This window comes from Stenotrophomonas sp. AS1, assembly GCF_048957655.1.
Classification (GTDB): Bacteria; Pseudomonadota; Gammaproteobacteria; order Xanthomonadales; family Xanthomonadaceae; genus Stenotrophomonas; species Stenotrophomonas bentonitica_A.
On the sequence record NZ_JARVXM010000009.1, the window covers coordinates 142,306 to 154,913 of the forward strand.

General features: G+C 67.9%; 12 protein-coding genes. 5 read left to right on the forward strand and 7 right to left on the reverse strand.

Annotation, left to right across the window (positions count from 1 at the left end):
* Nucleotides 1–79: 79 nt before the first annotated feature.
* Together aceA and aceB are read right to left on the reverse strand one after the other, a co-directional pair.
* The gene (gene aceA, locus PV764_RS17755; RefSeq protein WP_421117192.1) at nucleotides 80–1,372 is read right to left on the reverse strand and encodes an isocitrate lyase; all 1,293 of its coding nucleotides are present in this window, start codon (nucleotides 1,370–1,372) and stop codon (nucleotides 80–82) included.
* A gap of 53 nt (nucleotides 1,373–1,425) precedes the next feature.
* Nucleotides 1,426–3,072, reverse strand: coding sequence for a malate synthase A (gene aceB / locus PV764_RS17760; protein WP_421117193.1), 1,647 nt, complete (start codon nucleotides 3,070–3,072; stop codon nucleotides 1,426–1,428).
* A 108-nt stretch (nucleotides 3,073–3,180) separates the two neighbouring features.
* Between aceB and PV764_RS17765 the strand changes: the two genes are divergently transcribed.
* Both PV764_RS17765 and PV764_RS17770 read left to right on the forward strand, forming a co-directional pair.
* Nucleotides 3,181–4,146 (forward strand): LysR family transcriptional regulator, encoded by a 966-nt coding sequence (locus tag PV764_RS17765; RefSeq protein WP_421117194.1) that lies wholly within the window; start codon nucleotides 3,181–3,183, stop codon nucleotides 4,144–4,146.
* Between the two features lie 10 nt (nucleotides 4,147–4,156).
* Nucleotides 4,157–5,059, forward strand: a complete 903-nt coding sequence (locus tag PV764_RS17770; protein ID WP_046272284.1) for a LysR substrate-binding domain-containing protein — start codon at nucleotides 4,157–4,159, stop codon at nucleotides 5,057–5,059.
* Here PV764_RS17770 and PV764_RS17775 read toward each other — a convergent pair.
* Together PV764_RS17775 and lepB are read right to left on the reverse strand one after the other, a co-directional pair.
* On the reverse strand, nucleotides 5,049–6,326 hold the full coding sequence (locus PV764_RS17775; RefSeq protein ID WP_421117195.1) for an MFS transporter: 1,278 nt from the start codon (nucleotides 6,324–6,326) through the stop codon (nucleotides 5,049–5,051). The genes PV764_RS17770 and PV764_RS17775 overlap by 11 nt on opposite strands.
* A gap of 132 nt (nucleotides 6,327–6,458) precedes the next feature.
* Nucleotides 6,459–7,088 (reverse strand): signal peptidase I, encoded by a 630-nt coding sequence (gene lepB, locus PV764_RS17780; RefSeq protein ID WP_019184862.1) that lies wholly within the window; start codon nucleotides 7,086–7,088, stop codon nucleotides 6,459–6,461.
* A 178-nt stretch (nucleotides 7,089–7,266) separates the two neighbouring features.
* Here lepB and PV764_RS17785 point away from each other — a divergent pair, with 178 nt between their 5' ends.
* Both PV764_RS17785 and PV764_RS17790 read left to right on the forward strand, forming a co-directional pair.
* Nucleotides 7,267–7,677, forward strand: a complete 411-nt coding sequence (locus PV764_RS17785; RefSeq protein WP_421117196.1) for a hypothetical protein — start codon at nucleotides 7,267–7,269, stop codon at nucleotides 7,675–7,677.
* Between the two features lie 3 nt (nucleotides 7,678–7,680).
* Complete coding sequence (locus tag PV764_RS17790; protein WP_046272278.1) at nucleotides 7,681–8,130, forward strand: 3-dehydroquinate dehydratase; 450 nt, start codon at nucleotides 7,681–7,683, stop codon at nucleotides 8,128–8,130.
* 417 nt (nucleotides 8,131–8,547) lie between these two features.
* On the opposite strand, the gene dcp is transcribed toward PV764_RS17790, so the two are convergent.
* The 3 genes from dcp to arfB form a co-directional block, all read right to left on the reverse strand.
* Nucleotides 8,548–10,704 carry a peptidyl-dipeptidase Dcp gene (dcp, locus tag PV764_RS17795; RefSeq protein ID WP_046272277.1) on the reverse strand — a complete coding sequence of 719 codons (2,157 nt, stop codon included), beginning with the start codon at nucleotides 10,702–10,704 and terminating at the stop codon, nucleotides 8,548–8,550.
* A gap of 146 nt (nucleotides 10,705–10,850) precedes the next feature.
* Complete coding sequence (locus PV764_RS17800; protein WP_235318846.1) at nucleotides 10,851–11,411, reverse strand: lysophospholipid acyltransferase family protein; 561 nt, start codon at nucleotides 11,409–11,411, stop codon at nucleotides 10,851–10,853.
* A gap of 46 nt (nucleotides 11,412–11,457) precedes the next feature.
* Nucleotides 11,458–11,889 (reverse strand): alternative ribosome rescue aminoacyl-tRNA hydrolase ArfB, encoded by a 432-nt coding sequence (gene arfB / locus PV764_RS17805; RefSeq protein WP_019184867.1) that lies wholly within the window; start codon nucleotides 11,887–11,889, stop codon nucleotides 11,458–11,460.
* A 138-nt stretch (nucleotides 11,890–12,027) separates the two neighbouring features.
* Between arfB and PV764_RS17810 the strand changes: the two genes are divergently transcribed.
* Nucleotides 12,028–12,564, forward strand: coding sequence for a DUF2059 domain-containing protein (locus PV764_RS17810; RefSeq protein ID WP_019184868.1), 537 nt, complete (start codon nucleotides 12,028–12,030; stop codon nucleotides 12,562–12,564).
* The last annotated feature ends 44 nt before the right edge of the window (nucleotides 12,565–12,608 follow it).

Consider the following 12,608-nt stretch of genomic DNA (forward strand, 5'->3'; position numbering starts at 1 on the left):
GCCGGGTCCGGAGACGACACAGGGCGGCAGGTCCTCCAACCGGCCGCCCTGTGGGCCTACCCTGGCCGTCCTTGCCGGGTCAGGCCGCGCGTTCGGCGTTGAACTGCTCCTCCTCGGTGGACCCGCTCAGGGCGGTGGTCGAGGACTGGCCCTGCTGGATCGCCTGGGTCACCGCGTCGAAGTAGCCGGTGCCGACCTCGCGCTGGTGCTTGACCGCCGTGAAGCCGCGGTCGGCGGCGGCGAACTCGGCTTCCTGCAGCTCCACGAAGGCGCTCATCTGGCGGCGGGCGTAGCCGTGGGCCAGGTTGAACATCGAGTAGTTCAGGGCGTGGAAGCCGGCCAGGGTGATGAACTGGAACTTGTAGCCATAGTTGGCGATCTCCTTCTGGAAGGTCGCGATGGTGGCGTCGTCCAGGTTCTTCTTCCAGTTGAAGCTGGGCGAGCAGTTGTAGGCCAGCAGCTTGCCCGGGAATTTCGCGTGGATGGCCTCGGCGAACTTGCGGGCGAACTCCAGGTCCGGCTTGCCGGTCTCGCACCAGATCAGGTCGGCGTAGGGGGCGTACGCCAGGCCCCGGCTGATGGCCTGGTCCAGGCCGTTGCGGGTCTTGTAGAAGCCCTCCACGGTGCGCTCGCCGGTGGTGAACGGCTGGTCGTTGCCATCCACGTCGCTGGTCAGCAGATCGGCGGCTTCGGCATCGGTACGCGCGACCAGCAGGGTGGGCACGCCCATCACGTCGGCGGCCAGGCGCGCGGCGTTGAGCTTCTCGATGGCCTCGCGGGTCGGCACCAGCACCTTGCCGCCCATGTGCCCGCACTTCTTCACCGAGGCAAGCTGGTCCTCAAAGTGCACGCCGGCCGCGCCGGCCTCGATCATCGCCTTCATCAGTTCGAAGGCGTTGAGCACGCCGCCGAACCCGGCTTCGGCATCGGCCACGATCGGCTGCAGGAAGTCGATGTCATCCTTGCCTTCGGCATGGTGCAGCTGATCAGCACGCAGCAGGGTGTTGTTGATGCGCTTGACCACCGCCGGCACCGAATCGGCCGGGTACAGCGACTGGTCCGGGTACATCTGGCCGGCCAGGTTGGCATCGGCGGCGACCTGCCAGCCGGACAGGTAGATCGCGTTCAGGCCGGCCTTGACCTGCTGCATGGCCTGGTTGCCGGTCAGCGCGCCCAGCGCGTTGACGAAGTCCTTTTCCTGCAGGTACGTCCACAGCTTCTCCGCGCCCAGCCGCGCCAGCGAGTGCTCCACGTGCACGGTGCCACGCAGGCGCACCACGTCGGCGGCGGTGTAGTTGCGGGTGATCCCGGCCCAGCGCGGGTCGGTGTTCCAAGCGTGCTGGATCTGTTCGGCGGTCTGCAGGGTGCTCATGTCGAATCTCCAAAAGGGAACGGATGCGGTAACAGCAGGTGGATGGCGGGTGGTCAGTCGAGGCGGTCGTAGGCCGGCAGGGTCAGGAAGTCGGTGAGCTCATCGCGACGGCTGAGGTCGGCCAGCAGCGCGATGGACTCGGGGATGCGGGCGCTGCCGGGCAGCGCGGCGGTATCGCCCAGCCGCGCCGGCAGCTTGGCCAGGGTGGCGTCGAGCAGGGCCAGGTCGATGGCGGTGCCGTCGTCCAGGTGCTGGCCGGGGGTATGCAGCCACTGCCACAGCTGGCTGCGGCTGATCTCGGCGGTGGCCGCGTCTTCCATCAGGTGGTGGATCGGCACGCAGCCGTTGCCGTCCAGCCAGGCGGCCAGGTAGCGCACGCAGACTTCCACGTTGCCCTCGAAACCGGCGCGCGTGATGGTGCCGGTGGGCGCGGCGATCAGGTCATCGCGGCCCACCTGCACATCGTTGCGCAGCACGCGGTGCTGGTTCGGTCCGGGCATGTGCTCGTCGAAGATCGCCTGCGCGACCGGGATCAGCGCGGGATGGGCGACCCAGGTCCCGTCATGGCCGGCAGTGACTTCGCGCAGCTTGTCCGCCCGCACCCGCGCCATCGCCTGCTCGTTGGCGGCCGCGTCGTGGTTGATCGGAATCTGCGCGGCCATGCCGCCCATCGCATGCGCGCCGCGGCGGTGACAGGTGCGGATCAGCAGCTCCGAATAGGCCTTCAGGAACGGCTGGGTCATCGTCACCTGGCCGCGCTCGGGCAGCACCTTGTCGGCATGCCGGCGGAAGGTCTTGATGTAGGAAAAAATGTAGTCCCAGCGGCCACAGTTCAGGCCGACGATGCGGTCGCGCAGCGCATGCAGGATCTCATCCATCTCGAACACCGCCGGCAGCGTTTCGATCAGCACGGTGACCTTGATCTGCCCATGCGGCAGGCCGAGCATGCCTTCGATGTGCGACAGCGCGGTCTCCCACAGCGCCGCCTCTTCCATGCTCTGCAGCTTGGGCAGGTAGAAGTACGGGCCACGCTGCTTGCACATCAGGGTGCGGGCGTTGTGGAAGGCGAACACCGCCGCATCGAACAGGCCACCGGCGATCGGCTGGCCATCGATGCGCACGTGCTTCTCGTCCAGGTGCCAGCCCCGCGGGCGAACGATCAGCACGGCCTGCTCGTTGAACGGACGCAGCGCGTACTGCTTGCCCGGCGTCCCATCCACGGACGGTCCGGTGTAGGTCAGATCGCCCCGCACCGCGCCAATCAGCGCCTGCTGGCCGGCCAGCAGGTTGCGCCAGGCCGGGGCGGTGGAATCCTCGAAGTCGGCCATGAACACCTTGGCGCCGGAGTTCAGCGCGTTGATGACCATCTTCGGGTCGGTCGGGCCGGTGATCTCCACCCGGCGGTCCTGCAGTGCCTCCGGCAGCGGGGCGACGTGCCAGTCGCTGGCGCGGATCTCGGCGGTATCGGTACGGAAGTCCGGCAGGCCGCCGCCATCGAAGAAGGCCTGACGCGTCACCCGTGCCTGCAGCCGGCGCTGACGCTCCGGCTCCACCGCCCGGTGCAGCGACACCAGCAGCGCCAGTACCCCCGCCGGCAGCAGCGCGGACTGGCCCGCCAGCTGGGTGGTGAGGGCAATGCCGGGGGTGGCCGGTGCATCGGCGGGGGTGGGTTGGGCGGTGGCGTAAGCGACGGCGGACATGGCGGGCTCCTGCGGTGCGGTTGAGCTCCACCGTGCGCCGCCGTGCCGATATTTGACAAAGCAGTTATTGCAATGGCTTACATAAGGTGTGCTTATACTCATGACGCCATGACCACGCCGCGCACGCCAAGTCCCCGGTTTTCCTACAAATCCGACCGGCTCAAGCCGCTGCGGGCGTTCTGCCAGACGGTCCGCCTCGGCTCAGTCTCACGGGCAGCTGAGGCGCTGTTCGTCAGCCAGCCGGCCATCAGCCAGCAGCTGCAGGCGCTGGAGCGCGAGTTGGGCGTCAGCCTGTTCGAGCGCAGCGGCCGCCGCCTGGTGCCCAGCCGCGAAGGGCAGCTGCTGTATGAAATGGCGCTGCCGCTGGTGGAGAACCTGGACGGGCTCGAGGCCAGCTTCCGCGACAAGGTGAAGGGGCTGGATGCCGGCGAGCTCAACATCGCGGCCAACAGCTCGACCATCCTGTACCTGCTGCCGCGCATCGTGGAGCGCTTCCGCCAGCGCCACCCGGATGTCCGCCTGACCCTGCACAACGCGATCAGCGCCGACGGCACCGACCTGCTGCGCAGCGATGCGGCCGACCTGGCGGTGGGCTCGATGACCGACGTGCCGGCCGACCTCAGCTACGCCCCGGCCTACCGCTTCGAACAGGTGCTGATCGCCCCGCCCGAGCACCCGCTGGCGCATGGCGAGCTGAGCCTGGAGGCGATCTCGCAGTACCCGCTGGTGCTGCCGCCCAAACGCCAGATCACGTACCGGCTGGTGGACCAGGTGTTCCAGCGGCATCGGCTGCCCTACACCGTCGCGCTCGAGGTCGGCGGCTGGGAAGTGATCAAGCAATACGTGGCGATGGGTATGGGGATCTCGATCGTGCCGGCGCTCTGCCTGCACGATGCCGACCGCGAGAAGCTGGTGACGCGCTCGATGAGTGCGTGGTTCCCGGAGCGGAGTTATGGCGTGATCGTGCGGCGCGGGCGGTTTCTGTCATCGCAGGCGCGGGCGTTCATCGAACTGATCCAGCCGGACCTGTTCAGTCCGCGCAGCTATGATGAAAGTGGTCATTCCGAGCGCTGACGTACGCCCCATGTCCATCGAACTCCGCCACCTGCGCTACTTCCTGGCCGTCGCCGAGACGCTGCACTTCGGCCGCGCGGCCGAGCGGCTGGGGATGTCGCAGCCGCCGCTCAGCCAGCAGATCCGCCAGCTGGAAACGCTGCTTGGCGCGCGGTTGTTCCTGCGTGCGAACCGCCGGGTGGAACTGACCGACGCCGGTCGCGTGCTGCAGGAGCAGGCGCGTGAGGTGCTGGCGCGGGTGGATACCGCGATCGATCTGACCCAGCGCGCGCAGCGCGGGGAAACCGGTGAGCTGCGCATCGGGCTGACCCGGGCCACACCGCTGTCCACGCAGATTCCGCGCGCGATCTTCGCCTACCGTCAGCAATTCCCGCAGGTGCAGTTGAAACTGCGCGAGATGAACACCCTGCAGCAGATCGATGCGCTGATGGCCGGCGAGCTGGATGTCGGGTTGATCCGCAAACGTGCCCTGCCCGCGCCGCTGATGTCTCGCAAGCTCTTCAGTGATCCACTTGCGCTGGTGGTGCACGACCAGCATCCGCTGGTGCGTAAGTTGCCGGCCGATGCGGCGGTGGCGCTGCGGCTGTTCGCGCATGAGCCGTTTGTCGGTTTCCTGCGCGAGGTGGGTGCGGGCATCCACGATCATGTCATCGCGCTGTGCCGCAGCGCGGGGTTCACCCCACGCATCGTGCAGGAGGCAGGGGAAGCCTCGACGCTGATCAGCCTGGCGGCCTCGGGGCTGGGGGTAACGGTACTGCCTGCCTCGTGCTGCCATATCCAGGTGGACGGCGCGCGCTTCGTCGCACTCAGTGATCGCGCGGCCAGTTCCGAAGTGCACGTCGCCTGCCGACGCGGTGCGGCGTCGCCGCTGATCGGTCACTTCACCCGGCTGCTGCAGGGCGTCAGCGGCTGAGCGCGAGCGCGGCGGCGGCCGGTTGCACGCGCTGGCCCAAGCGCCAGGCGATCACGCCACCGGCCACGGTCAGTACGCCGACAAAGCCGCACACGCCCAGCCAGTCCCAATGCGTGTAGAACACACCGCCGAGCACGCCGGCCACGCTGGAGCCCAGGTAGTAGGCGAACAGGTACAGCGCGGACGCTTCGGCGCGCATCGCCCCGGCGCGGCTGCCGACCCAGCTGCTGGCCACCGAGTGGCCGCCGAAGAAGCCGAATGTCACCAAGGCGATACCGGCCGCCATGCTGCCCAGCCACGGCATCGCGAGCAGCACGATGCCCAGCGCGATCAATCCGTAGCAGATCGCCAGCACGCGGCTGCGGCCATGGCGGTTGGCCTGCTGCCCCATCCACGCCGAGCTGAAGGTGCCGACCAGGTACACGCTGAAGATCAAACCGACCACGGTCTGGCTGAGGCCATACGGGGGTGCCAGCAGGTGGAAACCGAGGTAGTTGTAGAGGGTGACGAACACGCCCATCAGCACGAAGGCGGTCGCGAACAGCCACGGCAACCCGGGATCGCCGAACAGGCTGCGCCAGCGCGAAGGCAGTTCGCGCAGGCCGCCACGGCGGCTCTGGAAGTGGCGCGAGGGCGGCAGCTGGATCCACAGCAGCACAGTACTGAGCAGCGCGATCAGCGAGACCACGCCAATGCCCCAGCGCCAGCCCCAATGGTCGGCGACGATGCCCGCGATGAGACGACCACTCATGCCCCCGATCGCGTTGCCGCCGATGTACAGGCCCATCGCCAGGCCCAGCGCGCGGCTGTCCATCTCCTCGGCCAGGTAGGTCATGCCCACCGCCGGTACGCCACTGAGCGCGATGCCGAGCAGCGTGCGCAGCACCAGCAACGTGGTCCAGTCATCCACCATCGCGGTGGCCACAGACAATACGCTTGACGCCAGCAACGCCGCGACCATCACGCTGCGGCGGCCGATGCGGTCGGAGATCAATCCCGCGATCAGCATCGAGACCGCCAGCAGACCGGTGCTCAGCGACAGGGTCAGCGCGCTGTTGGCTGCGGAGACGCCGAAGTGGCGACTGAATTCGGGCAGCAGCGGCTGCACTGTGTAGAGCAGCCCGAAGGTGGAGAAGCCGGCCAGGAACAGCGCGGCCGCCGTGCGCCGGAAGGCCGGGGTGCCCTGCTGGATCTGATCGCCGGCCGCCGCTGCGCTGGTAGTGGCCGGGGGGCTGCGGTCGGGGACCGCTGCGGTGTCGCCATTCATGCCGGTAAGGCCCGCGTGCGTGGGCCGGAGCGAGGAGTCAGCGCTCAGGATAGGCAGCGCCGGCAGGTCGATCCATAACCTGATAGGTCTGAATCGAGACGTTGCAGATATCGATTCAGTTCGCGACCCGGATTACAGCGTCTGCCAGGTCAGGCCTTCGCCGCGCCGGTAGTAAACATGCGAGGCCTTGCCGTACAGCGCGCTGGCCTGGACCAGGCCGAAGAAGCGGCCGTCGGCACTGTTGCCGCGGTGGTCGCCGAGCATCAGCACCTGCCCGGCGGGTACGGTCAGGCCGGTGATGTCCGGGCCACCGCCCTGGCCCAGATCCAGCTGCGCCAGATGCTGGCCGAAGTCCTCGATCTCACCCACCCCGGCCTGGGCCAGCGGATGGCCGTTGATGCTCAGGTGGCCGTCGTGCAGCTCGACCCGATCCCCGCCGACCGCCGCGATGCGCTTGATCAGGCGGGTGCCGTCCTGCGGGGAATCGAACACCGCCACGTCGCCGCGCTGCGGCTGGCCGGTGTGCAGCAGCTCCACCGAGGTGAACGGCAGGCGCACGCCGTAGGCGCGCATGTCCACCACCACCCGGTCGCCCGGCATCAGTGTGTGCTGCATCGAGCCGCTGGGCACCTGGTAGTGGTTGGCCAGGGTGTCGCGCGCCGCGGCGAGCAGGCCGAGCATGACCAGCAGCGGCAGCGCTTCTTTCTTGAGCCAGCGCAGCAGGCGGTGGTCGGTGGGGGCAGCGGCGGCGGGGGTGTCCATACGGGCGCTCCAGGAAGTGTGTGGCTGTGACCGAATGGACGGCGGGCAAGTTCCCTGCCCCGCGCTGAAAAAGCTACGCACTGTTTACGCAGGGGCCGCCCGGTCGGCATCGCGGTTTTACGGGGCGCGGCCGCATCGTGGCGACACCGCGCCGAAGGGCGCTTCGAAGAGACGCTCCATGACCATCCTGTTGATCCGGCACACACCGTCGAACGCCGTGCTGGACGCGTCGCCGCTGCCTGCACGGGTTGCCGGGCACCGCCTGGCCTGCCGCGACTGCGACTCCCTGCCGGCCCTGGTGCGCTGTCTGCAGCGTGCCCAGCGCAGCCGCCCGGCGCTGGTCCTGATCGCCACCGCGGCGGTCGATGCACCGCAGTGGGCCCGCTACGGCCAGGCGCTGCGCACCGCGCTGGAGGACCTGCCGGCGCCGTACATCGAGATGGCCAGCAACGACGACGACGCGCTGGACGAGCACCTGCATCCGCAGCACGCCCCGGCCGCGCGGGTGGTGTGCAGCAGCGGCCGCCAGGACGCGTGCCGCCTGTCGCTGGCGATCGCCGCCCATCGCCTGCAGGCCGTGGAGGGCTGAGCCATGTCGATCTTCATCATCCGCGGGCCGGAAGCGGCCGGGCAGCTGATCCGTACCGCGCAGCCGCTGCCGGCGCTGGTCCTGAAATCCCTGGTGCACCGCGCGATCGATGCGGGCACCACGGTGGCGATCCGCGCGTGCGGCTCGGAGCAGGAGTTGCTGGACGCCCTGCGCGTGGCCGATCACAGCCGTGGCGAAGTCACCCTGCTCGATCCCGGTGCATGCGTGGACAGCGCGCGCCTGCAGCGCCTGCTGCCGCATCTGCACAACGCCTACGTGGAAGTGCACGACGACGATGCGCGCGCACCGGAGGCGTGCCTGCCAGCGGATGTGGGCCAGCGCATCGGCGTGGCGCGCGGCTACTGCGCGCAGAGTTACATGCACGCGCTGGAGATCGCGCTGGATCACCTGGGGTGCAGTGAGATCGCCGAAGGCGTGCACGTGGGGACGTGAGGGATGCGGGCTAGTCGGTGGATCGGGCGCTGGGGCCCCATGCCCTTTCCGGCGAATGTCCTCCGGCGTCGGCCTACGGCCGCCCCCTCCCCCTTTATTTCGCCTCCAAGGGCATGGGGCCCCAACGCCCGACCCACCGACCAGCGCCAGACGCCTGGCTTCCGCCTGCCTCCCGCAGCCGAGCCCCGTCGCGGCTGGTAGGCTCCTGGGCAAAATCAAGGAGGAGGCCGCGTGGCGGCCGGGGGACATTTGCGCCAGGGGCCTATCGGCCGCGACGGGGCCCTCGAGCTCGCAGAAGACCCCAACGGAGCCGCCACCCAAAAAAAAAACGGCAGGGTTTCCCCTGCCGTTTTCGTTTCAGCGTGTACCGGTGGCAAGCGTACCGACCAACGGTCGGTACCTACCGAGATGCCGCGATTACTTCAGGCCACGATTGACCAGCAGCGGCTCCACCGACGGATCCTTGCCGCGGAACTCGCGGTACAGATCGGCCAGCTCCACGCTGTTGCCGCGCGAGAGGATCTTGTCGCGGAACACCTGGCCGTTCTCCGGGGTCAGGCCGCCGTTCTCCTTGAACCACTCGAAGGCGTCATGGTCGAGCACTTCGGCCCAGAAGTAGGCGTAGTAGCCGGACGAATAACCGCCGCCCCAGATGTGGTCGAAGTAGCTGGTGCGGTAGCGCGGCGGCACCTGCGGCAGGTCGACCTTGAACTTCTTCAACGCGGCCGCTTCAAACGGCGCCACGTCCTGCAGCTTGGCGTCGGCCGGCTGGGTGTGCCAGGCCAGGTCGAGCAGGGCCGCCGAGAGGTACTCGGTGGTCGCATAGCCCTGGTTGAAGGTGCGGGCCTTGAGGATCTTGTCGACCAGCGCCTGCGGCATCGGCTCGCCGGTCTTGTAGTTCTTGGCGTAGTTGGCGAAGACCTTCGGGTCCAGCGCCCAATGCTCGTTGAACTGCGAGGGGAACTCGACGAAGTCGCGCGAGGTGCTGGTACCGGCGATGGACGGGTACTTCACCTTCGAGAACATGCCGTGCAGCGCGTGGCCGAACTCATGGAACATCGTGGTCACGTCATCGAAGCTCAGCAGCGCGGGCTGGCCGGCGGCGGGCTTGGTGAAGTTGCACACGTTGTAGACCACCGGCTTGGCACCGGTCAGGCCATCCTGTTCGACGAACACGTCCATCCAGGCGCCCCCGGACTTGCTGTCACGCTTGAAGTAGTCGGTGTAGAACAGGGCCAGCGAGGTGCCGTCCTTGTCGAACACTTCATAGACCTTCATGTCCGGGTGGTAGGTGGGGATATCGGTACGCGGCTTGAAGGTGATGCCGTACAGCTGCGTGGCGGCGTAGAAGACGCCGTTCTGCAGCACGTTGTCCATCTCGAAGTACGGCTTGATCTGCGATTCGTCCAGGTCGTACTGCGCCTTGCGCACCTGTTCGGCGTAGAAGTCCCAATCGGAGGCAGCAAGCTTGAAACCGCCCTTCTGTGCGTCGATCACCTTCTGCATTTCGCTGATCTCGCCACGCGCCTTGGCGGTCGCGGCAGGCACGGTGTCGGTCAGCAGCTTGAGCGCGGCGGCCGGGGTCTTGGCCATCTGGTCGGCCAGGCTGTAGGCGGCGTAGTTCTCGAAGCCGAGCAGTTTGGCCTTCTGCGCGCGCAGCTGGGCCAGGCGCTGGATGGTCTCGCGCGTGTCGTTGGCGTCGCCCTTTTCAGCACGGGTTTCCGACGCCTTGAGCACGGCGGCGCGCTGCTCGCGGTCGCTCAGCGAGCCGAGCACCGGCTGCTGGGTGGTGTTCTGCAGCGGCAGCAGGTACTTGCCATCGAGGTTGCGGGCCTTGGCATCGGCGGCGGCAGTGTTGATCGCATCCTCGTCCAGGCCGGCCAGCTTGGCCTTGTCATCGACCACCACGGCACCGGCGGCGGTCGCAGCCACCAGACGGGTGTGGAACTGCGTGGCCAGCGTGGTTTCTTCCACGTTGAGCTTGCGCAGCGAGGCCTTGTCGGCATCGTTCAACTGCGCGCCGGCGCGCACGAACTCCTGGTAGTCACGCTCGACCAGGCGCTTCTGCACCGGGTCCAGGCCCAGCGCATCGCGCTGGTCGTAGATGGTCTTGATGCGGGCGAACAGCTTCGGGTCGAGGTTGATCTCGTCCTGGTGCTCGGCCAGCTTCGGGGCGACTTCTTCCTGCACCTTCTGGCGTGCATCGTTGGTGTCGGCCTGGACCAGGCCGAAGAAGATGCGCGACACGCGGGTCAGGGTCTCGCCGCTGCGCTCCAGCGCTTCGATGGTGTTGTCGAAGGTAGCCGGCTCGGGGTTGTCGGCGATCTTGCGGACTTCGGCCAGGTGCTGCTTCATGCCTTCGTTGAAGGCCGGCAGGTAGTCGCTGTCCTTGATCTTGTCGAACGGCGGCGCCTGGAACGGCAGCGTGCTGGCGCTCAACAGCGGGTTGGCGGACGCATCGGCCGGCTGCTGGGTCGGGGCGGGCTGGGTATCGGTCACGGGGGTGGACTCCTTGCCGGAACAGGCCGCCAGCGCCAGGCTGATGGCAGCGGCCAAAACTACGGTACGCGACATGAAACGGGCTCCTTGGATGAGGGCGCGGGACGGAAAATCCCGCAGCCGGTCACCCTACTCCCAAAGCCCGCAGGCGGCATGTGCCGGTCGTGGCGCGTGGCTGTGCGGGCCGTGGGGGCTACCCCGCCCGACCCGCCTGGCGGCGTTCAGACGGTGCCGCGGGTCTTGCCCTGCCAGGGGCGGTAGTACTCGCGGATCGCAGCCATGTCGGCCACGTCGTTGCCGGTGGGATGGAACAGCGGACCGATGCCGATGGTCTTTTCCGGGTAGTGGAAGTACGCGGCCAGCACCGGCACGTCGGCCATGCGCGCGATCTTGAGGAAGCCGGCCTTCCAGTGCTGCACCGCTTTGCGCGTGCCTTCCGGGGTGATCGCGTACCACAGGCGGTCCGAGCCCCGGATCAGGCTGACCGCCTGTTCCACGGTGCCCTGCGGCGAGCTGCGGTCCAGCGGGATGACGCCCAGCTTGCGCAGCAGCGGCCCCAGCGGCCACCAGAACAGCGAGGCCTTGCCCAGCACCTTGACCTGCATGCCCAGTGCGATCTTCGCTGCCATGCCCCAGAAGCCGTCCCAGTTGGACGAATGCGGGGCGATGATGAAGACCAGCTTGGGTACGTCCGGCAGGGTGCCGGTCACTTTCCAGCCGCCCAGGCGCAGCGTGCAACGGGCCAGCCAGCGGAGGAAGCGGTTCGGTTTGACCTGCGGCATGTTCGGCGGAACCACCGGCAACAGCGGACTTCGGTTGTTCAAGCAATCACTCCCAATTGCGTGTGGTGCGCCCGCGCTTGATCTGCGCGCGCCCCTTTTTGGCGTCCAGACGACGCAGTTTCGACCCGTAGGTCGGCTTGGTGGCCACGCGCGCCTTGGGCACGCTCAGCCCCGCCTGGATGAAGGCGGCCAGTCGATCGCGCGCGTCCTCGCGGTTACGGTCCTGGGTACGGAAACGCTGTGCATCGATGACCAGCACGCCTTCGCCGGTCATGCGCCGGTCGCGGCGGGCCAGCAGGCGCGCGCGCAACGGCTCGGGCAACGAAGGCGAGCCGGCCACGTCGAAGCGCAGTTCGACGGCGGTGGAGACCTTGTTGACGTTCTGGCCACCGGCACCGCTGGCGCGCACGAACCGCTCGACGAGTTCCGTCTCCGGAATCGTCAGGTGCGCGCTGATGGTGACTGGCCCGTTGCCCATGGGCGGCATTGTAAGGGGAGGACCCGCCGGTCGGGTGACTGCAACGTGCGTGGATGTCGCCGATAACGTCCTCAATTACGGCCTGATGACGCCATCGCAGGTATTCTCCGGACTCCACGCAACGCAGGATGCTCCGCCATGTCACTGATCCGCCCGCTGGCCCGCCGCGGCCTGACCCGCTTCACCCTGGCCCTCGCGCTGGGCCTGGCCGCGATCGCGCCGGCCCTGGCCGCGCCGCCGTCGGATGCCGACATCAACCGCCTGCTGGCCGCCTCGCGCGCGCAGAGCATGCTCGATACGATGCTGCCGCAGATCGAGGCGATGCAGCGCCAGCAGTTCCAGCAGGTGGCCCAGCAGCGTCAGCTGGATGCGACACAGCAGGCCCAGCTGCAGCGGATCGAGCAGCGGACCAGCCAGACGGTGCGCCAGGCGTTGTCGTGGAAGGAACTGCGGCCGATGTACGTGGATCTGTACAAGCAGACCTTCAGCAAGGAAGACGTGCTGGCGATGGCCGAGTTCTATGAGAGCTCGGCCGGGCAGAGCCTGTTGGACAAGACGCCGGCGCTGATGCAGAACGTGATGGTGGCGATCCAGGCCAAGATGCAGCCGCTGTTCGTGGATCTGCAGAAGGACCTGGAAGCGATCGTCAATGAGCCGGCGCCGGCAAAAAAATAACCGGTAGAGCCGACCGTTGGTCGGCTGTCGTGAAGTAGAGCCGA

Bases quoted from the DNA above. Each gene is read 5' to 3' on its own strand.
- PV764_RS17810 (WP_019184868.1), top strand. From the start codon at position 12,028: ATGTCACTGATCCGCCCGCTGGCCCGCCGCGGCCTGACCCGCTTCACC.
- PV764_RS17800 (WP_235318846.1), bottom strand. From the start codon at position 11,411: ATGCCGCAGGTCAAACCGAACCGCTTCCTCCGCTGGCTGGCCCGTTGC.
- lepB (WP_019184862.1), bottom strand. From the start codon at position 7,088: ATGGACACCCCCGCCGCCGCTGCCCCCACCGACCACCGCCTGCTGCGC.
- arfB (WP_019184867.1), bottom strand. From the start codon at position 11,889: ATGGGCAACGGGCCAGTCACCATCAGCGCGCACCTGACGATTCCGGAG.
- aceA (WP_421117192.1), bottom strand. From the start codon at position 1,372: ATGAGCACCCTGCAGACCGCCGAACAGATCCAGCACGCTTGGAACACC.
- PV764_RS17785 (WP_421117196.1), top strand. From the start codon at position 7,267: ATGACCATCCTGTTGATCCGGCACACACCGTCGAACGCCGTGCTGGAC.
- dcp (WP_046272277.1), bottom strand. From the start codon at position 10,704: ATGTCGCGTACCGTAGTTTTGGCCGCTGCCATCAGCCTGGCGCTGGCG.
- PV764_RS17775 (WP_421117195.1), bottom strand. From the start codon at position 6,326: ATGAATGGCGACACCGCAGCGGTCCCCGACCGCAGCCCCCCGGCCACT.
- PV764_RS17770 (WP_046272284.1), top strand. From the start codon at position 4,157: ATGTCCATCGAACTCCGCCACCTGCGCTACTTCCTGGCCGTCGCCGAG.
- PV764_RS17765 (WP_421117194.1), top strand. From the start codon at position 3,181: ATGACCACGCCGCGCACGCCAAGTCCCCGGTTTTCCTACAAATCCGAC.
- aceB (WP_421117193.1), bottom strand. From the start codon at position 3,072: ATGTCCGCCGTCGCTTACGCCACCGCCCAACCCACCCCCGCCGATGCA.
- PV764_RS17790 (WP_046272278.1), top strand. From the start codon at position 7,681: ATGTCGATCTTCATCATCCGCGGGCCGGAAGCGGCCGGGCAGCTGATC.